General features: G+C 64.6%; 22 protein-coding genes. 11 read left to right on the plus strand and 11 right to left on the minus strand.

Annotated elements, in window-relative coordinates:
• The first annotated feature begins 36 nt into the window (after positions 1-36).
• Positions 37-1,065 (plus strand): uroporphyrinogen decarboxylase, encoded by a 1,029-nt coding sequence (gene hemE, locus CHB77_RS10370; protein ID WP_089388137.1) that lies wholly within the window; start codon positions 37-39, stop codon positions 1,063-1,065.
• The gene (locus CHB77_RS10375) at positions 1,062-1,940 is read left to right on the plus strand and encodes a DMT family transporter (RefSeq protein ID WP_089388138.1); all 879 of its coding nucleotides are present in this window, start codon (positions 1,062-1,064) and stop codon (positions 1,938-1,940) included. The genes hemE and CHB77_RS10375 overlap by 4 nt, the downstream gene beginning before the upstream one ends.
• Positions 1,941-2,265: 325 nt before the next feature.
• Here CHB77_RS10375 and hemF read toward each other — a convergent pair whose 3' ends face one another.
• Positions 2,266-3,120 (minus strand): oxygen-dependent coproporphyrinogen oxidase, encoded by an 855-nt coding sequence (hemF, locus tag CHB77_RS10380; RefSeq protein ID WP_089388139.1) that lies wholly within the window; start codon positions 3,118-3,120, stop codon positions 2,266-2,268.
• Between the two features lie 76 nt (positions 3,121-3,196).
• On the opposite strand from hemF, the gene CHB77_RS10385 reads away from it, so the two are divergent.
• Entirely contained in the window at positions 3,197-3,616 is a 420-nt protein-coding gene (locus CHB77_RS10385) for a hypothetical protein (RefSeq protein WP_089388140.1), read from the plus strand.
• A gap of 4 nt (positions 3,617-3,620) precedes the next feature.
• Here the strand turns inward: CHB77_RS10385 and CHB77_RS10390 are convergent, their stop codons facing one another.
• From CHB77_RS10390 to clpS, 3 genes are read right to left on the minus strand one after another with little or no spacing between them, the layout of a single operon-like run.
• Positions 3,621-4,424 (minus strand): SDR family NAD(P)-dependent oxidoreductase, encoded by an 804-nt coding sequence (locus tag CHB77_RS10390; RefSeq protein WP_423212892.1) that lies wholly within the window; start codon positions 4,422-4,424, stop codon positions 3,621-3,623.
• Positions 4,424-5,428: a class I SAM-dependent methyltransferase gene (locus CHB77_RS10395; RefSeq protein WP_242626611.1), complete on the minus strand. Its 1,005-nt coding sequence runs from the start codon at positions 5,426-5,428 to the stop codon at positions 4,424-4,426. The genes CHB77_RS10390 and CHB77_RS10395 overlap by 1 nt, the downstream gene beginning before the upstream one ends.
• A gap of 2 nt (positions 5,429-5,430) precedes the next feature.
• On the minus strand, positions 5,431-5,748 hold the full coding sequence (gene clpS / locus CHB77_RS10400; RefSeq protein WP_089388240.1) for an ATP-dependent Clp protease adapter ClpS: 318 nt from the start codon (positions 5,746-5,748) through the stop codon (positions 5,431-5,433).
• Positions 5,749-6,019: 271 nt separating this feature from the next.
• Here clpS and CHB77_RS10405 point away from each other — a divergent pair, with 271 nt between their 5' ends.
• Positions 6,020-7,609: a serine hydrolase gene (locus CHB77_RS10405; RefSeq protein WP_089388241.1), complete on the plus strand. Its 1,590-nt coding sequence runs from the start codon at positions 6,020-6,022 to the stop codon at positions 7,607-7,609.
• Between the two features lie 71 nt (positions 7,610-7,680).
• Here the strand turns inward: CHB77_RS10405 and ccoS are convergent, their stop codons facing one another.
• From ccoS to ccoG, 4 genes are read right to left on the minus strand one after another with little or no spacing between them, the layout of a single operon-like run.
• Positions 7,681-7,842, minus strand: a complete 162-nt coding sequence (gene ccoS / locus CHB77_RS10410; RefSeq protein WP_089388143.1) for a cbb3-type cytochrome oxidase assembly protein CcoS — start codon at positions 7,840-7,842, stop codon at positions 7,681-7,683.
• Positions 7,843-7,853: 11 nt separating this feature from the next.
• Positions 7,854-10,043 carry a heavy metal translocating P-type ATPase gene (locus tag CHB77_RS10415; protein ID WP_089388144.1) on the minus strand — a complete coding sequence of 730 codons (2,190 nt, stop codon included), beginning with the start codon at positions 10,041-10,043 and terminating at the stop codon, positions 7,854-7,856.
• Position 10,044: 1 nt separating this feature from the next.
• Positions 10,045-10,509 (minus strand): FixH family protein, encoded by a 465-nt coding sequence (locus tag CHB77_RS10420; RefSeq protein WP_089388145.1) that lies wholly within the window; start codon positions 10,507-10,509, stop codon positions 10,045-10,047.
• A 1-nt stretch (position 10,510) separates the two neighbouring features.
• A complete protein-coding gene (gene ccoG / locus CHB77_RS10425) occupies positions 10,511-11,950 on the minus strand; it encodes a cytochrome c oxidase accessory protein CcoG (protein ID WP_089388146.1) in 1,440 nt (479 codons plus the stop codon).
• A 143-nt stretch (positions 11,951-12,093) separates the two neighbouring features.
• On the opposite strand from ccoG, the gene CHB77_RS10430 reads away from it, so the two are divergent.
• From CHB77_RS10430 to CHB77_RS10450, 5 genes are all read left to right on the plus strand, one after another.
• Complete coding sequence (locus tag CHB77_RS10430; RefSeq protein WP_089388147.1) at positions 12,094-12,753, plus strand: glutathione S-transferase family protein; 660 nt, start codon at positions 12,094-12,096, stop codon at positions 12,751-12,753.
• A gap of 107 nt (positions 12,754-12,860) precedes the next feature.
• Entirely contained in the window at positions 12,861-14,819 is a 1,959-nt protein-coding gene (gene parE, locus CHB77_RS10435; RefSeq protein WP_089388148.1) for a DNA topoisomerase IV subunit B, read from the plus strand.
• Between the two features lies 1 nt (position 14,820).
• On the plus strand, positions 14,821-15,654 hold the full coding sequence (locus CHB77_RS10440) for a thymidylate synthase (protein ID WP_089388149.1): 834 nt from the start codon (positions 14,821-14,823) through the stop codon (positions 15,652-15,654).
• Positions 15,654-16,133, plus strand: coding sequence for a dihydrofolate reductase (locus CHB77_RS10445; protein WP_089388150.1), 480 nt, complete (start codon positions 15,654-15,656; stop codon positions 16,131-16,133). The genes CHB77_RS10440 and CHB77_RS10445 overlap by 1 nt, the downstream gene beginning before the upstream one ends.
• Before the next feature lie 62 nt (positions 16,134-16,195).
• Positions 16,196-16,624 (plus strand): VOC family protein, encoded by a 429-nt coding sequence (locus CHB77_RS10450; protein WP_089388151.1) that lies wholly within the window; start codon positions 16,196-16,198, stop codon positions 16,622-16,624.
• A 12-nt stretch (positions 16,625-16,636) separates the two neighbouring features.
• On the opposite strand, the gene CHB77_RS10455 is transcribed toward CHB77_RS10450, so the two are convergent.
• Entirely contained in the window at positions 16,637-17,137 is a 501-nt protein-coding gene (locus tag CHB77_RS10455; protein WP_089388242.1) for a MarR family winged helix-turn-helix transcriptional regulator, read from the minus strand.
• A gap of 128 nt (positions 17,138-17,265) precedes the next feature.
• Positions 17,266-17,556: a succinate dehydrogenase assembly factor 2 gene (locus tag CHB77_RS10460; RefSeq protein WP_089388152.1), complete on the minus strand. Its 291-nt coding sequence runs from the start codon at positions 17,554-17,556 to the stop codon at positions 17,266-17,268.
• 92 nt (positions 17,557-17,648) lie between these two features.
• Between CHB77_RS10460 and CHB77_RS10465 the strand changes: the two genes are divergently transcribed.
• Positions 17,649-18,851: a pyridoxal phosphate-dependent aminotransferase gene (locus CHB77_RS10465; protein ID WP_089388153.1), complete on the plus strand. Its 1,203-nt coding sequence runs from the start codon at positions 17,649-17,651 to the stop codon at positions 18,849-18,851.
• 17 nt (positions 18,852-18,868) lie between these two features.
• Here the strand turns inward: CHB77_RS10465 and CHB77_RS10470 are convergent, their stop codons facing one another.
• Positions 18,869-19,651 carry a 3-hydroxybutyrate dehydrogenase gene (locus tag CHB77_RS10470; protein ID WP_089388154.1) on the minus strand — a complete coding sequence of 261 codons (783 nt, stop codon included), beginning with the start codon at positions 19,649-19,651 and terminating at the stop codon, positions 18,869-18,871.
• A 390-nt stretch (positions 19,652-20,041) separates the two neighbouring features.
• Between CHB77_RS10470 and CHB77_RS10475 the strand changes: the two genes are divergently transcribed.
• Positions 20,042-21,775 (plus strand): extracellular solute-binding protein, encoded by a 1,734-nt coding sequence (locus CHB77_RS10475; RefSeq protein ID WP_089388155.1) that lies wholly within the window; start codon positions 20,042-20,044, stop codon positions 21,773-21,775.
• Positions 21,776-21,839 lie beyond the last annotated feature (64 nt).

The following is a 21,839-nucleotide window of genomic DNA, read 5'->3' on the forward strand; positions in this document are numbered from 1 at the left end:
CCCATACCTCGCCTTGAAGGGGCAGCAGGAGGCCCCATGACGAAACTTCTGCTGCGTGCCCTGGCCGGCGAAACGCTGCCCACCCCACCGATCTGGATGATGCGTCAGGCAGGCCGCTATCTGCCCGAATATCGCGCCACTCGCGCGCAGGCGGGCGATTTCCTGTCGCTGTGCTATGACCCTGATCTTGCGGCCGAGGTGACGTTGCAGCCGATCCGCCGGTTCGGTTTCGACGCGGCGATCCTGTTTGCCGACATCCTGCTGGTTCCCCAGGCGCTTGGCGCCGACCTGTGGTTCGTGACCGGCGAGGGGCCGCGCCTGTCGACGATTACCGGCCCAGGCGATCTTGCGCGGCTGAAACCAGCCGACCAGATCCACGACCGGCTGGCCCCGGTTTACGAGACGGTGCGCATTCTGTCCCGCGCGCTGCCGTCCGAAACGGCCCTGATCGGCTTTGCAGGTGCGCCATGGACCGTTGCAACCTATATGATCGCGGGCCGCGGCACACCCGATCAAGGCCCTGCCCATATCCTGAAAAACCGGGACCGCGCCACCTTTTCCACCCTGATCGACCTGATTACCGAGGCCACGATCCTGTATCTTTCCGCCCAGATCAAAGCCGGGGCCGAGGCGGTCAAGCTGTTCGACAGTTGGGCAGGCAGCCTGAAGGGCCAGGATTTCGACGACTTCGCCATCGCCCCTGCCCGCCGCATCATCACGGGGCTTAAGGACCGCCATCCCCATGTGCCGATCATCGCCTTTCCGCGCGAGGCGGGCGAACGGTATATCGGGTTCGCCCGCGCGACCGGTGCCGATTGCGTGGCCCTGGACAATTCCGTCGCCGCGGATTGGGCCGCGCGCCACGTTCAGACGAATGGCTGCGTGCAGGGAAACCTGGATCCGCGTCACATGGTCACGGGCGGCCCCGCATTGGTATCCGAAGCGCAAAGGATCACCCGCGCGCTGCGCGGCGGTCCGCATGTCTTCAACCTGGGCCATGGCATCACGCCGGATGCCGACCCCAAAAACGTGGCCGCGATGATACAGGCCGTGCGCAGCGCATGATCTGGGTCGCGGCCACGTTGATCGCGGCCACGGCGCAGACCGCCCGCAACGCCGCCCAAGCGGGGCTGACAAAGGACATCGGCACGGTCGGCGCCACGGCGGTCCGGTTTGTCTTCGGCTTTCCCTTTGCGCTGCTGGCCTTGGCGCTGGCGGGGGCGCTTGTGCCGATCCCCCGCCCGGATCTGGCGGTTTTAGGTTGGGCCGCGCTTGGGGCAATGGCGCAGATCGCGGCGACAGCCCTGATGCTGATGACGATGCGGCAGCAGGGTTTCGGCGTCGCGACCGCGCTGATGAAGACCGAGCCCGTCACACTCGCGCTCATCGGCGCGGTCGTTCTGGCCGAACCGCTTGGTTTGGCCCGCCTGGGCGCGATCGGCGTTGCGACCTCGGGCGTCGTCCTCGCCTCGGGCGCGGGGTGGGGCCGAGCGGCCTGGTCATCTGTGGCCACCGGCGTGCTGGCCGGGGGGCTGTTCGGGCTGTCCGCCATCGGCTTTCGCGGTGCCTTGCTGGCCTTGCCGGACGGCGGCTTCGTGACGCGCGCCGTTACCATCCTGTCCCTTACGCTTGGGTTGCAGGCGGCGGTCATGGTGGCATGGCTTGCGGTGCGGGATCGTCCGGCGCTGAAGGGCATCGCCAGACACTGGCGCGTCTCGCTGGGCGCCGGTGCCCTGGGGGCGTTCGCCTCACTGTTCTGGTTCATCGGTTTCGCGCTGACGCCCGCCGCCAATGTCCGCACGCTGGCGCTGATCGAGGTCGTGATGGCGCATGTTCTGTCGGGCCGCATGTTCCGGCAAACGGTGCGGCCCGCGCAGCTGGCGGGCATGGGCCTGATCCTGGCCGGGGTCGGCTGGCTGCTGGCAATCGCCGCCCGATGATGCGCCATTCAGAACCGTGGGAAGCACCGCGATACGCGGCGCGATGGCACCGGGGTTCAGAACATTCGTTAACAGTCCGGGTCCGAAGAACCGCCCCGCCAAGGATCCTTGCGTGGCATCGGGGGGCGGTTCCTGCGCGTTGCGCCAGCCATCCCATTCCGGGCTTGGCACAGCAGATCGGCGACGCCGACCGCCGCATAAATCCGCTTGGCATCCCTCGCTTGGGGACAGGACCGGGCGTGACCTTCCACCGGGATCGGCGCAGGCACGAAGCCCGCGCAACGCGGCCTGGTTCACGCCCCCGGCCGCGCTGACAGGGACGGCGTCAGGTCCATTTGGCAAGCGGCGGCAGGCTCATCAGAACCGCGTCGGCGTTGTGGCCGGTTTCCAACCCGAAGCGGGTGCCACGGTCATAGACAAGATTGTATTCCGCATAAAGACCGCGATGGACCAGTTGCGCGTCGCGGTCGGCATCCGACCAGGGCAGATCCATCCGCGTCCGCACCAAAGGCTGGAACGCGGGCAAAAAGGCCTGACCCACGGCCTGGGTAAAGGCGAAATCGGCTTGCCAGTCGCCAGTGTTCAGGTCGTCGAAGAAAATGCCGCCGACGCCCCGCGCGCGTCCCCGATGGGGAATGAAGAAATACTCGTCCGCCCAAGACTTGAAACGGGCGTAATAGTCGGCGCCATGGGCGTCGCAGGCGGCACGCAGGGTGGCGTGGAAATGCGCGGTATCGTCCGCGTATTCGATGCAGGGATTCAAATCGGCGCCGCCCCCGAACCACCAGGCACCGGGCGTCCAGAACATCCGCGTGTTCATGTGGACGGCCGGCACATGCGGATTCTGCATATGCGCGACCAGGCTGATCCCGGATGCCCAGAAACGCGGGTCGCGGTCGATCCCCGGCACCCCGCGCGAGGCCATCGCGGCCTGCGCCCGCGGCTCCAGGGCCCCGTGAACCTCGGACCAATTGACGCCGACCTTTTCGAAGACGCGACCGCCGCGCATCACCGACATCACGCCGCCGCCCCCATCCTCGGTGCGCTTGGTCGGGGTGACAACGAAGCGGCCCGGCGGCGCGGCGCCTGGCCCCTCATCCTCCAGCATCTCGAAGGCCGTGACGATGCGGTCGCGCAGTTTGCGGAACCAGGCGGCGGCGATGCTGCGTTGCTGTTCCATCGGCCCTCTCCAAACTTGATTTGCCAGCCCAGTCCGGCGGCGCTAGCATTCGTGACCCGCTGTAATGAGACACGCCATGACCCGCAACACCGCCCTTGCCGCGACCCTTGCCCTGCCGTTGCTTGTCGCCGCCTGCGGGACGCCGCAGGAACGCTGCATCAGCCGGAACACCAGCGAATACCGCACCGTCAGCGGACTTCTGGCCGAGGTGGAGGGCAATCTTGCGCGCGGCTATGCGTGGGAGGAACGGCAGGTCGTCCGCGACCGCCTGACCCAGTGCCGCACCTACCTGCGCGACGAAGACGGACGTGCGGTCGTCGCCTACGAGCCTTGCTGGCGCGATTATGTCGATACCGAACGCTATCGCGTCCCTATCGATCCGGCGGCGGAACAGCGCAAGCGTGACAACCTTGCGGCGCGGCAAGCGGTGCTGGGCAACCGGGCGGCTTCGGTCGTGCAAGCCTGCCAAGCGGCCTTTCCCGAAGACAACGGATAAGCGGTCAGACCGTCTGAGTTCCGACCCGATCGGCCAGACTGCGGCCGCCATCGACCGTCAGGATCTGGCCCGTGACGAATCGCGAGGCGTCGCAGGCCAGATACAGCACGGTGTCCACGAGTTCGTCGGCAGGCGCGATGCGGCCCATCGGCGTCGCTTCGACGATCCGGTCGCGCAACTCGGGCTTGTCGCGCAGGGAATCCTTCAATTCATGCGACATGACGCTGCCGAAGCGGACGCCGTTCACGCGGATCCGATGGGGCGCCAGCACCAGTGCCATGGCCCGCGTCGCCTGTTCCTGCGCGGCATAGGCGATCGAATAACCCAGCATGGTGGGTACCGGATGCTGGGCCGCCAGTGTCGAAAGATTGACGATGGCCCCGCCCGAGCCTGTGTCGGGATTGCCTTCGGCCTGCTTTATCATGCGTTTGGCCACCACCTGCGTCATGCGAAGCCCGGCCATCATGTTTTGCCGCAGCAGTTGTTCCAGAACGTCCAGATCGGTGTCCAAGGGATCCGATGCCTTGACCAACCGGTGCGCGTTGACAAGGATGTCCACCCGGTCGAAGGCATCCAAGGTGGCCGACAGCAGGTTGGCCGTCGCCAGCTTTTCCGACATCCGGCCTGAAAAGCTGCGGACCTTGGGATCGGCCTCGTCGAAATCGGCCATGGCCTCGGACAGGGCCGCTTCGTCGCTGTCGGCAAACATCACATTGGCGCCTCGGTCGACGAAATGGCGTGCGATGGCGCGACCAATCCCGCGACCGGCACCGGTAACGATGGCCGTCTTGCCCTGAATCCCGCCCATCAGCGCCGCCCCTTGCGCGCCGCGCCCCGGTTCGCGCCCGTCGCCTCGAACACCTTGAAGCGGCTGTTGCCCGCAACCTCGCGCACATGTGCGAAATGCTGTTCAAGGGCGGATTCATAGGGCAGATGCCGGTTGGCCACCATCCACAGACGCCCCGCGCCGGTCAGCAGGCGCGCCGCGGCGGCGATGAAATCCCCACCGATCCGCGGATCGGCGGCCCGGCCATCGTGGAACGGCGGGTTCATGATCGCTCCATTCACAGGTTGGGACAGCGCAAAGTCGCGCACATCGGCCCAGTGAAACTGCGCGCGGGGATCGCGGATGTTGTCGCGCGCCGACTCCAGGGCTGCATGGTCGGCCTCGACCAAGTGGATGACCTCGACTCCCGGCCGGTCCAGGGCCTGGGACGCAAGCCAGCCCCACCCCGCGCCCAGATCAACGATCCGGGTCGGCATCCGGTCTGGCAAGGCCGATGCCAGCAGGGCCGATCCAGGGTCGATGCCGTCCGCCGAAAAGACGCCCGGCCGGGTGACAAAGTCCGGCGCGACATGATGGGGGTGGGCGGACCAGTCCGCAGGCAACCAGTTGCCCGACGGAACCGTCACGCGAAAAATCTTGCCATGCGCCTTGCTGTGAACCTCGTCCACGGGACCGAGGCCGCGCAGGTCGCGCAAAAGGGAATCGACGCCGTCCGTCTTTTGCCCGTCGATCCACAACGCAGCCCCCGGCGACAAGCGCCCGGCGGCATCGGCGATCCAGGCGCGGGCGGCGGCCTTGGCGCGCGGCAGGATCACCAGGGCGGCGTCGAACCGGCCTTGAGCCAGCGGGGCCACCGAAAAACCACGCGCGGACAAGGCGCGATGATCGGGAAAGTTTCCCTGCTGGATGTCGGTGCGGGCGGGATCCAGAGGCGCCAGATCGTCGCCGCCCCGCGCCCCGACGACAAGAAATCGGCCTTCGGGTGGACCGTCGGCAAGCGCAAGGGCCAGGCGTGTTGTTGTCACTGCTATTCTTTTTCCATGGTGCATTGCAGCGGGTGCTGCTGCCGGCGCGCCAGTTCCATGACCTGCGCCACCTTGGTTTCCGCAACCTCGTGCGAAAACACGCCGACAACCGCCACGCCCTTGCGGTGAACGGTCAGCATGATGTCGATCGCCTGGGCATGGGTCATGTTGAACAGCCGTTCCAGAACATGCACCACGAATTCCATAGGCGTAAAATCATCGTTCAGCATCAGCACCTTGTACATGGGCGGCCGCTGGGTCTTGGGGCGCGTCTTGACGGCCAGTTCGATCTGGTCGTCAGGTCTGTCGCCATCTGTCATCCAATGCGCCATGCTGTCCGATCTGGTGGTAATTGCCGTCATGCGAGCATCAATATAGTCGATTTCGCCGCCGATGAAAGCCCGAGCCGGGCGGGCGGAAGGCAGGAAAATAACGCAAATCAACGGTTACATGATGCACAAGGTCATGCTATTATCCGATTGTTAAGCAATGGCATGCGACAAACGACATGCCGCCAGAGGCAGAGAGACCGCGACAGTGATCCGAATTTCCCAAACAGCCCGGCTGTGGGCTATCCTCGTGCTGGCCCTGATGGTCCCCGCAACCCTGTCGGCGGCGCCCTTTGCCGCCTATGTGATCGACGCACGGACAGGCCAGCCCATCTACAAGCAAAACGAATCGACGCGGCTGCACCCCGCGTCGCTGACGAAGATGATGACGCTGTACATGGCCTTCACCGCGATTGAACGCGGTCAGGTCCGGCTGGATTCGCAGTTCCCGGTGTCGACCAATGCGGCGTCCGAACCCCCGTCAAAACTGGGGCTGCGGGCAGGCCAGCGGATCGAGCTGCGCTATCTGATCCGCGCCGCTGCCATCAAGTCCGCCAACGATGCCGCAACGGCGATCGGCGAAGGTCTGGCCGGATCCGAGGCGGCATTCGCCCAGCAGATGACGCAGATGGCCCGCGCGCTTGGGATGAACGGCAGCAATTTCCGCAATGCGCACGGGCTGACGCAGGAAGGGCATTATTCGACCGCTCAAGACATGACGATCCTGGGGCGGCGGCTGTTCTATGATTTCCCGCAGTACTACAACATCTTCTCGCGCCGGTCGGCCGACGCGGGCATCGCTCAGGTGGCATCCACGAACAAGCGGTTCCTGGATTCCTATCAGGGCGCGGACGGAATCAAGACCGGCTACACCCGCGCGGCGGGCTTCAACCTGACCGCATCGGCTCAGCGCGGCAACAAGCGGCTGATTGCGACGGTGTTCGGCGGCACTTCGACCGCGCAGCGCAATCAGGTGATGGCGCAACTGCTGGATGCGGGCTTTACCCGCGTTCCGAATCGGGTCCGCGAAGTCCGGCCCGAAGCGCCGCGCCTGCTGGCGCAGCGGGTGGTGCGCCGCGCGCAGGTGCAACCGACCCTCGCCGCGACGCAGCCTGAACCGCAGCGGCTGGTTCTGGACGCATCGGCGCCGCCCGTGCGTGTCAGCCGCACGGCCAGCGCATCGACCGCCGCCGTGGCCCAGCCGGTCCCCGCCCCGCAGATCCGCGCGGCCGAAACGGTGGCGGGCGGTCTGACGCTGGCCGTCAGTGCCCGTCCCTTGGCCCGTCCGGGATCGGCGCCCATGGCCGTGGCAACGGCGTCCCAAGCCGCGCCGCAGACGGCAAGCCTGGCCGCGCCCGTCCTGGCGCAATCGGTTCGCCCTGCCCCCGCGCCGCGCCGTCAGGCCGACGCGACGGTCAGCGCCAACGGCGGAGCGGATCCGGCGGACATCGCCCGCGCGGTGGCCGAGGCCGTGCCGCAGAACGGCGGAACCTCGATGTCGCTTCTGGCATCGCCGTCCCCGAAACCCCGGTCCGAAACGGTGATCCTGGCCGCCATGGGCGAAGGCGACATCGCGGAACCCGAGGCGTTGGAGATCGTGTCCCGCCCTGACAGCAGCGGGCGTGGCTGGGGGGTGACGCTGGGCAGGTTCACCTCGCGGGCCGAGGCCGAGCAGTTGCTGCTGCGCAGCGCCTTGCAGGACGGTGCCATCCTGGAAGGCGCACGGCGCGATGTCGCGGACACCAACCGCGGCTTTCAGGCCAGTTTCGTCAACATGTCCAAGGGCAATGCCGAACTGGTGTGCGAACGCTTCGTCAGCCGGTCGCAGGAATGCCAGGTCGTGGGCGGCTGAGGCAACTTCCTCTCGACCCACGGCAGAAAGGGGCAAGCTCAGCTTGCCCCTTTTTCGTGTTCAAGCAGCCCTCAGTCCGGGCGCGGCCGGTCGTCCCAGGCATTGCCGAGGATCCGTTCGGCGTCGCCCTTGGGATCCTCGAACTGGCGGAATCGCAGCGCCCAGACGAATGCCGCCAGTCCGACACCGCCGAGGCCAAGCGAGACAGGGATCAGAAGGGACAGGATTTCCATGCCGGTTTCTTTCAATCGCGCAGCCGCAAGGCGTTCAACGTCACCGTGATCGAGCTGAGAGACATCGCCAGCGCCGCGATCAGCGGCGTCACCATTCCTGCGACCGCCAGCGGCACCGCCACCGCATTGTAGGCAACAGAGATCGCAAAGTTCTGCCGGATCCGCCGGGTCGCGCGGCGCGCGGTCTTTACCGCCTCGGCCACGGGGGTCAGGTCGTTGCCGGTCAGGACCATGTCGCTGGCGACCCGCGCGGCGTCCAGTGCGCTTGCCGGCGAGATCGAGGCATGGGCGCGCGCCAGGGCCGCCGTGTCGTTCAGCCCGTCGCCGACCATCAGGACGCGCGCGCCCCGCGCGGCCAGGTCGCGGATCATCGCCTCTTTGCCGTCCGGACCTACGTCCGCATGGAAATCGCCGATGCCAAGACGCCCGGCCAGATCGGACACAACCGCCCTGCGGTCGCCCGAGATGACGATGACGTCCAGCCCCATGCCGCGCAACCCGGCCACGCAATCGGCGGCGCCGGGCCGCAGGTCGTCGGAAAAATCCAGACGCACGGGCGCCTCTCCCTGGACCGCCAGCCAGGTCGCACTGGTCGGGGCTTGTCCGTCGTCTGCCACCCCCAGCCATTCGGCGCGGCCCAGCCGGACGGATCGTCCTTGCCACCGACCGGAAACGCCCGAACCGGGCTGTTCGGCCACATCAAACAGGTCGGCAGACGGATGATCGACCAGGGCCATGGCCAAGGCGCGGGACAGGGGGTGGGCGGACGCTTCGGCCAAGGCTCGGGCGACAGGACGAAGATCGGCCGGCAACGGCTTGACCGAGACCAGAGTGGGCCGGCCGAGGGTCAATGTGCCGGTCTTGTCGAAAACGACGGTATCGATCTCTGCCAGACGCTCCAAGGCCGTGCCATCCTTGATAAGCAGCCCGAGCCGGAACAGCCGCCCCGATGCCGCCGTGGCCACCGCCGGAACCGCGAGGCCAAGCGCACAGGGGCATGTCACGATCAGCACCGCCGCTGCGACGTTCATCGCAAGCCTCAGGTCGCCCGTGGCCCAATACCAGCCCACGAAACTGAGCAGCGCCATCAGATGCACGGTTGGCGAATAGGCGCGGGAAGCCCGTTCAGCCAGCGAGGTATAGCGTCCCCGCGCCGCCTCGGCCGCCTCGACCAAGGAGGTCAGCCGGGCAAGAGACGAATCGCGGCCCGCAGCCGTTACCCGCAGGGTCAGGGGTCCGGTCAGGTTCACCTCGCCCGCCGAAAGCATCTGGCCGGGGATGACCGCCACCGGCAGCGTTTCGCCCGTCAGCAACGCGCGGTCGATTTCGGACCGGCCCTCGGCGATCATGCCATCCGCGGGCACGCGGGCGCCGGGGCGGATGCGGATCAGATCGCCGGGACGCAGCGTCGCGACGGGCACGACCTGTTCGGCGTCGTCGGCCAGCAGGGTGGCGCGCGTCACCTCCAGTGCGGTCAGTTCGGCTGCGGCGGATCGCGCGATCGCGCGGGTGCGGTGATCCAGATACCGGCCGATCAGCAGGAAAAAGCACAGCATCGTTGCTGCGTCGAAATAGGCGTGACGCCCCGACTGCACGGTTTCGTAAACCGAGATGGCGCTTGCCAGGATCAGCGCCAGGGAAATCGGCACGTCCATGCCCAGCCGCCCGACCCGGATCGCCGCCCAGGCGCTTTGAAAGAAGGGTTGGCCTGCAAAGAACACCGTCGGCAGCGCGATGGCGCCGCTGATCCAGTGAAACAGGTCTCGGGTGGCAGAATCGGCCCCGGACCAAACGGCGACCGAAAGGACCATGATGTTCATCATCGCGAAACCCGACACGCCGATGCGCATCAGCAAATCGCGCCCTTGCCGGTCGGCGGCGTTGGCCGACAATGCGTCGGGGTCCAATTCGTGCGCCTCGTATCCGATGCCTGCCAGGACCGGAACGAGGTCGTCCGGGGTCAGGCCGGGCGCGTCCACCGTCACGCGACGCAGGGTCAGGTTGACGCGGGCCTTGCGGACCTTGGGATGCGCCATCAGCGCGGTCTCCACATCGCCGATGCAGGCCGCGCAATGCGCTGTCGGAAGCGACAGGATCACTGTGCCGTCCGTCGTATCCGCCCGGTCGGCCAGCCGCTGCGCCAAGGGGACGGCATCGCAGGCGGGACAGGCGCTCAAGCCCGATGCGGTCAGGTTGGCCATGTCAGTTCCCCCGTGCCTCTGCCCGATGGTCCAGGCGTTGCCGGAACAGGGTGCCGTCCTGCGATGTGGCCCGGACCCGGATGGTCCACGCCCCCGGTTCCAGCACCAGCGGCGTGCGATATATCCCGCCTGCCTCTTGGAATTCGGGTGCGACATCGGCCCGTCGATGGGTGGGTCGCCCGACCGTGACTGCGAAATCACGCAGGATCGGATGCCCGCCCTGCCCGTCCAGAACCTCGATCATCAGGTTTGTTCCGTCATGGCTGGCCCTGGCTGTCCAGCCGAGGGCATCCTGGGCGCGACGATCCCGGTCGAACCGCTGAGAGGCGACATAGCTGTTCGCAACCTCCAGCCCCGGAAAGCTGCCGATGGCCAGGACCGCCATGGTGCCATTGACCGCGATGATGACGCCAAAGGCGGCCAGCGTGACGATCAGGACGTGGCGGCCCGTCAATTCCCTTGCCATGTCAGTCCTTTTTTCCATGAAACGCTGCGTCCGCCGTCGCGACCGTTCCGTCGGCCGTATCACGGACGACTAGGGTCAAAGGCGTCGTCCGGGTCGATGCGATCGCGTGTCCGGCGGGGGCCGTGACATACAGCCGGATGCCCAGGGTTCGATCAGCCGGCACCGTCACAATTCCTGACGGCGCCCCCTCGACGGCGACGGTCAGGCCCGTGCCGCCCTGGACGCCAAGGCGGACATTGCGCGGCTCGGGCCGCTTGTTGCGCAGCCGCACGTCGTATGTGTTGCGGATCGCCCCATCCGACAGCGTGACGAAAAGCGGGTTTCGAACGGGCGACGCGTTCATTTCCAGTGGCAGGCGCAGCAGAAGCGCGATCACCAGGGCAATGCCGATGCCCGACCACAGCGTGAAGTACAGCACTGTGCGCGGGCGCAGCACATGGCGCCAGATCGATTTCGGCGCCGCTCCGGCCCGTTCGGCCGTCTCGTCGCTCAGCGCCATGTAACCGATCAGGCCGCGCGGTTTTCCGATCCTGTCCATGATGGCGTCGCAGGCATCGATGCAAAGCGCGCAGGTGATGCACTCCATCTGCTGCCCGTCGCGAATGTCGATGCCCATCGGACAAACGTTCGCGCAGGCCATGCAGTCGATGCAGTCGCCAGTGGCGGGGGTCGTCGAGTCGGCCGGTTGGCGGTTGACCTTGCCGCGCGGCTCGCCCCGCCAGTCGCGATAGGCAACGGTCAGGGTGTCCTCGTCCATCATGGCGGCCTGGATGCGCGGCCAGGGACAGGCATAGATGCAGATCTGTTCGCGGGCAAAGCCGCCGAACAGAAAGGTCGTCGCGGTTAGGGTCGCCATTGTGACATAGGCGACCGGATGGGCCTGGCCCGTCGACAGGTTGCGCAGAAGCGTTGGCGCATCGGTAAAATAGAAGATCCAGGCCCCGCCGGTCAGCAGGGCGATGACCAGCCAGACCGTCCATTTCGCCATTCGCAAACGGATTTTCCGCCCATCCCACCGCTGGCGCTGCAATCGCAGCCGGGCGTTGCGGTCGCCCTCGATCCAGCGTTCGACCAGAATGAACAGGTCGGTCCAGACCGTCTGCGGACAGGCATACCCGCACCACACCCGCCCCGCGGCCGAGGTGAACAGAAACAGGCCAAGGCCCGCCATGACCAGCAGGCCCGCGACGACATAGAATTCGTGCGGCCAGATCTCGATCCAGAAAAAGAAGAACCGGCGATTGGCCAGATCCACCAGGACCGCCTGATCGGGCATGGACGGACCCCGATCCCATCGGATCCACGGCGTGGCGTAATAGATCGTCAGGGACAAAGCCATGACGATCCATTTGAGGTTTCTGAACCGCCCCGTGACGCGCCTGGGAAATATCGGCTCGCGCGCCGCATAAAGGCTCGGGGGGTCCAACTCGGGGCTGGACATGGGATGAATCGCTCCTGTTTCGCGGTTCCGGTCTAGTGGGGGGCCGCGGGCAGTTCCTTGACCTGCATCAAACGGCGCCGCCGCTTCGCGCTTTCCGAACCTCTGGCCGGCGCGTAACCTGACCGCCACAGAAGGAGTGTTTCATGCTGACCATCCACGGCGTCACCCGGTCCCGCGCGTCGCGCATCATCTGGCTGTGCCACGAGATCGGACTGGCGTTCCGGCAGGTTCCGGTGATCCAGGCCTATCGGCTGGCCGATCCCGACGCGCCCGACGCGCCGCTGAACACGCATTCCCCGGCCTTTCTGTCGCTGTCGCCCGCAGGCGCCATTCCGGTGATCGAGGATGACGGGCTGATCCTGTCCGAATCGCTGGCCGCGACCCTGTATCTGGCGCGCAGGCATGGCGGCGCCCTGGGGCCTTCGGATCTGTCGGAAGATGCCCTGATGATGCAGTGGAGCTTTTACGCCGCGACCAGCATCGAACCCGACGCATTGACGATCCTGTTTCTCCACGCCCGGTCCCGCCTGCAATCGGGCGACGATCAGGCCCTGGTCGCCAATGCGGCCCAACGCCTTGTCCGTCCCCTGAACGTTGTCGAAGGGCATCTTTCGACCCGAGACCATCTGGTCGGCGACCGCTTCTCGGTGGCCGACATCAATCTGGCAGAGATCCTTCGCTATGCCCAAGGTTATGGCGAACTGATGAGCCAGTTTCCGGCAACGATGGCATGGCTTGAAAGCTGCCAGTCCCGACCCGCCTTCCGAAAGATGTGGGACGAACGATCGGCCGAACCCGAATGACCCACCGGGCATCAGCCCAATCCCGCCCGGTCGTGCGGGGCTGGCCTTGCGTTCCCCCGCATGTGATAATCCCGACCAGCCGACCAAAAGAACAAGAGCAGACACAGATGGCCGACGACCTTCTTTCCGCCGCTGACGCGACCGACAGCTATTCCGCCGCCTCGATCGAGGTGCTGGAGGGGCTGGAGCCTGTGCGAAAGCGCCCCGGCATGTATATCGGGGGCACGGACGAACGCGCGCTGCATCATCTGGTGGCCGAAATCCTCGACAATTCGATGGACGAGGCGGTGGCGGGCCATGCCACCCGGATCGAGGTCGAACTGCTGGCCGATTTCAGCGTCATCGTCCGCGACAACGGCCGCGGCATTCCCATCGACCCGCACCCCAAGTTTCCGGGCAAGTCGGCGCTCGAGGTGATCCTGTGCACCCTGCACGCGGGGGGAAAGTTTTCCGGCGATGCCTATCAGACATCGGGCGGGTTGCATGGCGTGGGCGCCTCGGTCGTCAATGCGCTGTCGGACACCATGATCGTGCAGGTGGCGCGCAACAAGGAAGTGTTCGAACAGCGATTCTCTCGCGGTGTGCCTCAAGGTCCGATTGCCCGGATCGGCGCGGCACCTAACCGTCGCGGCACCACCGTCATCTTTCATGCGGACGAACAAATCTTCGGCCATCACCGCTTCAAGCCGGCGCGGCTGCTAAAGATCGTGAAATCCAAAGCCTATCTGTTCAGCGGCGTCGAAATCCGCTGGAAGTCCGAGATTGACGACGGCGAAACCCCGCGCGAGGCCACGTTCCATTTTCCCGGCGGCCTGGCCGATTATCTGGCGGAAACACTGACCGGCGCCAGCACCTATGCCGACCGCCCCTTTTCGGGCAGCGTGGATTTCCGCCGCCAGGGCGCGCCCGGCAAGGTGGACTGGGCGGTGAACTGGACCCCCGCGCGCGACGGTTTCATCCAATCCTATTGCAACACCGTGCCCACCCCCGAAGGCGGCACGCACGAGGCGGGTTTCTGGGCCGCGATCCTGAAGGGCGTGCGGGCGTATGGCGAACGGATCAGCAACAAGAAGGCCGCGTCGATCACCCGAGAGGATCTTCTGACCGGCGGTTGCGCCCTGGTCAGTTGCTTCATCCGCGAGCCTGAATTCGTGGGCCAGACCAAGGACCGACTGGCGACGACCGAAGCCGCGCGTCTGGTCGAAAACGCGGTGCGCGATCATTTCGACACCTGGCTGGCGGCCGATACGAAATCGGCGGGCGCGATCCTGGATTTCCTGGTCCTGCGCGCCGAAGAACGCCTGCGGCGCAGGCAGGAAAAGGAAACCGCCCGCAAGACGGCCACCCGCAAGCTGCGCCTGCCGGGCAAGCTGGTCGATTGTTCGGCCACCAACCGCGACGGGACCGAGTTGTTCATCGTCGAGGGCGACAGCGCCGGAGGTTCCGCGAAGATGGCGCGGGACCGCACGAACCAGGCACTGCTGCCCTTGCGCGGCAAGATCCTGAACGTCTTGGGCGCGGCATCGTCCAAGATGGGCGCAAACCAGGAAATAAACGATCTTTGCCAAGCCCTTGGGGTCGGAATCGGATCCCGTTTCAACGTCGAGGACCTGCGTTACGACAAGATCATCATCATGACGGATGCCGACGTGGACGGGGCCCATATCGCCTCGTTGCTGATGACCTTTTTCTTTACCCAGATGCGGCCGATGATCGACAAGGGGCATCTGTACCTGGCGTGCCCGCCGCTTTACCGGCTGACGCAGGGGGCGCACCGCGTCTATGTCGCGGACGATGCCGAAAAGGAACGGATGATGGCCAAGGGACTGGGCGGCAAGGGCAAGATCGACGTGCAACGCTTCAAGGGTCTGGGTGAAATGGACGCCAAGGATCTCAAGGACACGACGATGAACCCCAGGACGCGCAAGCTGATCCGGGTCAGCATCGACGATGACGAAGGCGGCGAAACCGGGGATCTGGTCGAACGGCTGATGGGGAAAAAACCGGAACTGCGTTTCGAATACATCCAGGAAAACGCCCGTTTCGCCGAAGAACTGGACGTCTGACATGCGGCAGTATCATGACGCGCTGCGCACGGTCCTGGACAGGGGCGTCGAAAGCACGGACCGGACGGGGACGGGCACCATTTCCCATTTCGGGCTGCAATGCCGTTACCCGCTGGCGGACGGGTTTCCGTTGGTGACGACCAAGAAGCTGCACCTGAAGTCCATCATCCATGAACTGCTCTGGTTCCTGTCGGGCGATACGAACATCGGTTACTTGCAGGCCAACGGCGTCTCGATCTGGGACGAATGGGCAGACGAACAGGGCGATCTCGGGCCGGTCTATGGCCATCAATGGCGCCGGTTTCCCAAGCTGGTGCCCAGCGGTCGGGCGACGGACGGCCAACCGCTGTTCCTGGCGGGTCAGGTCGATCAGATCGCCGATCTGGTCGATGCGATCCACCGCACGCCTGACAGTCGCCGCCTGATCGTCTCGGCCTGGAACCCCGGCGATGTGCCAGAGATGGCGTTGCCGCCGTGCCATACGTTGTGGCAGGTGCGCATCCTGGACGGCAAGCTGCATCTGCAACTGTATCAGCGGTCGGCCGACATGTTTCTGGGGGTGCCGTTCAACATCGCGTCCTATGCGCTGTTGCAAGTCATGCTGGCCCATGTGACGGGATATCGGGCGGGCGATTTCATCCATTCCATCGGCGACGCGCACATCTATCTCAACCACCTGGACCAGGTTCGAACGCAGTTGCAGCGGACTCCGAAGCCCTTGCCGCAGATACGGCTTCGGCGCGATGCAAAGTCGATCTTCGATTTCCGGTTCGAGGATTTCGAGGTTTTGAATTACGACCCCGACCCGGCCATCAAGGCCCCGGTGGCGGTCTGATGCTGACCTTGATCGCCGCGCGCGACCGCAACGGCGCCATCGGCAAGAACAACGAAATCCCATGGCGCGCGCCCGAGGATCTGGCCTTCTTTCAACGCGAAACGACCGGCGGGGCCATCGTCATGGGACGCAGGACATGGGACAGCCTGCCGGTCAAACCGCTGAAGAACCGGCTGAACCTGGTGGTATCGTCCGATCCTGGGGTGGCGGATCACGTCTTTGCCGCACCCGGCGCGGCGGTCGATCATGCCCATCGATCCGGCCACCGCCGGATATATGGTATCGGAGGCGCGGGGATCTATGGCGCGCTTCTGCCGGTGGCGGACCGGCTGCTGCTGACCGAGGTCGAGCTTGCTGTGCCGGATGCCGATACGTTTTTCCCGCGAATGGATCCGGCCGAATGGGCCTGCCTGGGATCCGTCCCGCTTCGCTCCGCCGATCCTGCCTGCGTGCTGTTCGAATATCTGCGCCGCCGCTGATCCGTTTGCACCCCGAAGCCGCCCATGCGAAGCTGATGCCACCAGAATGACAAGGAGATGCCGTGAATATCCGCTATTTGCACACCATGGTTCGCGTCGCCGACCTGGACAAGACCATGGCCTTTTTCAGGCTACTGGGACTTGAGGAAACGCGCCGCATCGACAATGACAAGGGGCGCTTCACGCTGGTCTTCATGGCCCCGCCGGGCCAGCCGGAATGCCTCGTCGAACTGACCCACAACTGGGACGGCGACGATGGGCTTCCGTCCGACAGCCGCCATTTCGGCCACCTGGCCTATCGCGTCGGCAACATCTATGACCTGTGCCAGACGCTGATGGATGCGGGCGTCACCATCAACCGTCCGCCGCGCGACGGGCACATGGCCTTTGTGCGCAGTCCCGACAACATCTCGATCGAGCTGTTGCAGGAAGGCGACGCCCTGCCCCCGGCGGAACCTTGGGCCAGCATGGACAACACCGGGCATTGGTAGGTTGGGCGCCGATCAGTAGATATAGCGGATCTGTTCCAGCCAGAACCGTTCGATCCGGCGGCTTTGCAGGTTCACCTGCTCCAGCGGGGGATCTTCCAGGACGCCGGACATGGCAAGGCCTTCGGCATGGCGCTGAAACAGCCGGTGGACCATATCCCGCACCGCCTGCCCGTCGTCCGTCAGCTTGACCCTGACCGACCGGCGATCCATGTCGCTGCGTTCGTGATGGACATAGCCCATCGTCACCAGCTTTTTAAGGTTATAGCTGACGTTCGACCCCTGATACATGCCGCGGGATCGCAATTCGCCCGCCGACACCTCGGCCCCGCCAAGATTGTACAGGATCATCGCCTGCACGGGGGTCAGGTCGTGGCGGCCGAGGCGTTCGAATTCATCCTTGACCAGATCGAGCATCAGCCGATGCAAACGTTCCAGCAGTTGCAGCGACTCGAGATAAGCCTCGGTGGTGTCTGCCAGATCGGGCAGGGCCTGAACGTCGGCTTGGGGGCGCATATCGCGCGGCGCGGGGGAAATCATGGCGTCTCGCGGTCCTGATTTGTTCGTCATGACCACATCATTGCCGCAAAAGTCAAAATCTACAGTTAATGCAAACGCATTTTTGAAACGGAATGGAAAAAATTTTATCGAACGGGTCCAAACCGTTCCGCCGCATGCCTGGCGATCCTGTCCAGAACGGGGGCCAGGGCAGCCGGTCCCCGACCATCCCCGCCATTCATCCGCCCGGTGATCCACCTATACAGATCCTGGTCGTTCTCGTTTAGCACGGCCTCGTAATCATCCAGTTCCGACGCGGTCAGCCCGGCCAGCGGGCCGTCAGCGAAGTGACCCAGGATCAGGTCCATTTCCTTCATGCCGCGCCGCCAGCTGCGCATCTTCAGGCGGCGCAGGCGAACTTCGGGCGTTTCCGTCATGATCGTTCCTTCCGGCGCACAGCCTGCGCTTGTTGTCCTGTTCCGCACAGCATAAGCCATGCGCACCCGTTGTTCCAACCGTCAAGGTCGCCATGGATCTGCTGTCCGATCGCCTGTCCCGAATCAAGCCGTCGCCGACGATCGCGATGACGGGCCGTGCCGCCACTCTGCGCGCCCAAGGCCGCGACATCATCGCCCTTTCTGCCGGAGAGCCGGACTTCGACACGCCGCTGCATGTTCGTGACGCCGCCAAGGCCGCCATCGACGCGGGCCATACACGCTATACCGCCGTGGACGGCACGCCGTCGCTGAAGCGTGCCATCTGCCGGAAATTTTCGCGCGAGAACGGGCTGGACTACACGCCGTCGCAAATTACCGTCGGCACGGGCGGCAAACAAATCCTGTTCAACGCGCTGATGGCGACGCTGAACGAAGGCGACGAGGTCATTATCCCCGCGCCATACTGGGTCAGCTATCCCGACATGGTTCTGCTGGCCGGGGGCAGCCCCGTGATCGTCGAATGCGGTCTGGACCAGGGTTTCCGGTTGACCTCGCACGCGTTGGAGGCGGCGATCACGCCCCGGACCAAGTGGCTGATCCTGAATTCGCCTTCCAATCCGTCAGGCACAGGATACGACCATGCGGCACTGCGGGCACTGACTGATGTCCTGCTGCGTCATCCCCAGGTCTGGATCCTGACCGACGACATCTATGAACATCTGGTTTTCGACGATTTCCAGTTCGCCACCCCGGCGCAGGTCGAGCCTCGGCTAAAGGACAGGACGCTGACCATGAACGGCGTCAGCAAGGCCTATGCGATGACCGGCTGGCGGATCGGTTATGGCGCGGCGCCCGAACCGCTGATCCGGGCGATGGCCGTGCTGCAATCGCAATCCACATCGAACCCCTGTTCCATCAGCCAATATGCAGCCGAAGCCGCCCTGACCGGGCCGCAGGATTATATCGGCCAAAGCCGTCTGGAGTTTCAGCGGCGGCGCGACCTGGTGGTGGCCGGATTGAACGCCTGCGTCGGCATCGAATGTCCGGTCCCCCAAGGGGCATTCTATGTCTATCCCACGATCCGGGATCTGATCGGCACGACCTCGGCCGCGGGGACGCCGATCACCGACGACGAAGCCTTTGCCAATGCGCTGCTGGAGGAAACGGGCGTCGCGGTCGTCTTCGGCGCGGCTTTCGGTCTCAGCCCCCATTTCCGCATTTCCTATGCCGCGAGCGATGACCAGTTGACCGAGGCTATTGTCCGCATTCGCCGCTTCTGCGAGGGCTGCGCATGATGCCCTGTGGACGGTCCTTAAAGGGCCGTCCAGCCGCCATCGACGCTGATGGTCGTTCCGGTGATCTGGGCCGCCGCGTCGCTGCACAGAAAGACGACCGTATCGCCCATCTGTTCGACTGTCGCAAATTCCTTGGATGGCTGGCGCTCCAGCATGACGTTTCGGATCACCTCGTCCCGCGTCATGTTGTATTCCTTCATGGTGTCGGGAATCTGCGCCTCGACCAAGGGGGTCAGGACATAGCCGGGGCAGACGGCGTTGCAGGTGATGTGTTCCCTGGCTGTTTCAAGCGCCGTGACCTTCGTAAGCCCGACGATTCCATGCTTGGCCGCGACATAGGCCGACTTGAATGCGCTGGCGGTCAATCCGTGAGCCGATGCGATGTTGACCACCCGGCCCCACCCGGCGCTGCGCATCATCGGCAAGGCGACGGCCGTGGTGTGAAACGCCGATGACAGGTTGATTGCGATGATCGCATCCCATTTCTCGGACGGGAAATCGGGAATCGGGGCGACATGCTGGATGCCCGCATTGTTGACCAGGATGTCACAGCGCCCGACCTGTTCGATCAACCCCCGGCATTCGGACGCCTTTGACATGTCCGCCCTTACATAGCGGACATTTACGCCATGTTCCTCAGCCAGATTCTGGGCCAAGGCATGATCTTCGGGGCGATCGGTGATGCTGTTCAGGACGATTTCGGCGCCCGCCCTGGCCAGCCGGTGCGCAATCCCCAACCCGATGCCAGAGTTGGAACCCGTCACGATTGCGGTCTTACCGTCCAGAAATCTTTCGAACATCGTCCCTCCACGACTGTTACCCCGGCAATCCGACATGCGTCACGATCCCGTTTGCAGTCGCAGCATGAGGAAAAAAAAACGCCCGCACAAGGCGGGCGCTAAGTCATGAGGCAGGTTTCATACAGGCAAGAAACCTATCGAGCAGTAAGGTATTTATACGCCAATGCCTGCCAAAGTCCAATGAAGAAGTTGAGCCGCCATTGACGATCCCTTTCCGAGTCAGTTGAATTTGTATTGAAAAGAAGAAAAACGGGCGGGCAGGCGATGCAAAGCGTGAAAAAACTTGAAAAATCCGTGACTTTACAGGCCTTGTGCCTGACTTTACTAACTTTTCTGTGTGTTGCAACATTGCCGCTGTCTGCACGCGCAGAACCAGTTCATGCGGTTTCGATGTATGGGGAACCCGCACTGCCGCCGGGATTTTCTGTTCTTCCCTATGTCAACCCTGACGCGCCGCGGGGTGGAACGATTCGTCTGGCGGAACCGGGTGGGTTCGATTCGCTGAAACCCTGGGTGCTCAAGGGCAATGCGGCGTGGGGTGTGGGCGTTCATGTGACCGAAACGCTGATGTATCGCAGTCTCGATGAGCCATTCACCCTTTACGGCCTGCTGGCTGCGTCCGTCGAAACCGCAGCCGACCGATCCTGGGTCGAGTTCACCTTGCGGCCAGAGGCGCGGTTTTCCGATGGAAGCCCCGTCACGGTTGACGACGTGATCTGGTCCTTTCGGACCCTCGGCACCCAGGGACATCCCCGCTATCGCGCGGCCTGGGCCAAGGTCGCCGGAATCGAACAGACCGGCGATCGCAGCCTGCGGATCACCTTTTCCGAATCGGATCGGGAACTGCCGCTGCTGATGGGGATGCGTCCGGTTCTCAAGAAAGCCCAGTGGGAGGGCAAGGACTTCGCGGCCTCCAGCCTCGAGCCGCCGGTCGGCTCTGGCCCCTACGTCGTGGACGAGGTGGACCCCGGCCGGTCGATTACATTCCGTCGAAATTCCGAATACTGGGGCGCCGACCTTCCCGTGAACAAGGGACGCAACAACGTCGACGTCATCCGATATGACTATTTCGCGGATGCCAATGCCATGTTCGAGGCCTTCAAGGCCGGCGAGGTCACGATCTGGAGGGAGCTGTCGGCGTTGAAATGGACCCAGGAATACGACTTTCCCGTGATCCAGCGTGGCGATGCCGTCAAATCCGAGATTCCGAACCGCCGCCCGTCCGGCATCATGGGCTTTGTGATGAATACCCGAAACCCACTGTTCGCCGACTGGCGGGTGCGGCAGGCCATGATCGAGGCGTTCAATTTTCGCTTCATCAACGCGACCCTGAACGGCGGCAAGGATCAGCGCATCACGTCCTATTTCTCCAACTCTGCCCTGGCGATGCAGCCCGGTCCCGCCACCGGCCGCGAAGCGGCGCTGCTGCAACCCTTTGCCGCCGACCTGCCCCCCGGCACGGTCGACGGCTACACCCTTCCCGACGGCTCGGACCGGGCGCTCGACCGTGCCGGGCTGCGCCGCGCGATCGATTTGCTGGAACAGGCGGGTTGGACGGTGCGCGACGGGATCCTCCAGGATGCCGACGGGCGCCCCTTTGCATTCGAAATCCTGCTGAACCAGTCCGGCACCGCCATGCGCAGTGCCTCGGAAACCCAGCAGATCGCCGATATCTATGTTCAGGCGCTGCGAAACCTGGGGATGCAAGCCCGCATCACCCTGCTTGATTCGGCGCAGTTCGTGCAGCGCACGAATGAATTCCAGTTTGACATGACCTGGTATGAACGCGCGCTGTCGCTGTCGCCGGGCAACGAACAGTTGCTGTACTGGGGGGCAGCCGCTGCCGACCAGCCGGGAAGCCGCAACTGGATGGGCATGAAAAGCCCCGCCGCCGAGGCCGTCATCGCAGCGATGGTGAATTCTCAAAACACCCAAGAATTTACGGCTGCGGTCCGGGCTTTGGATCGAATCCTGACTGCCGGGCGTTATGTCATACCGGTCGGGTTCTCGCCGGTCTCGCGGCTGGCCCACACCGCGGACCTGCGGTATCCTGACCGGACAACGCCGCTTTACGGAGATTGGCCGGGCTTCATGCCCGAGCTTTGGTGGCAGGAGGCAGAGTGATGAGGGTAGTGATGGGTTTGGTTTTGGCCTGCATGATGCTGGCTGGATGCAATACGGTCGCAGG

It is taken from the genome of Paracoccus sediminis (genome assembly GCF_900188295.1).
Classification (GTDB): domain Bacteria; phylum Pseudomonadota; class Alphaproteobacteria; order Rhodobacterales; family Rhodobacteraceae; genus Paracoccus; species Paracoccus sediminis.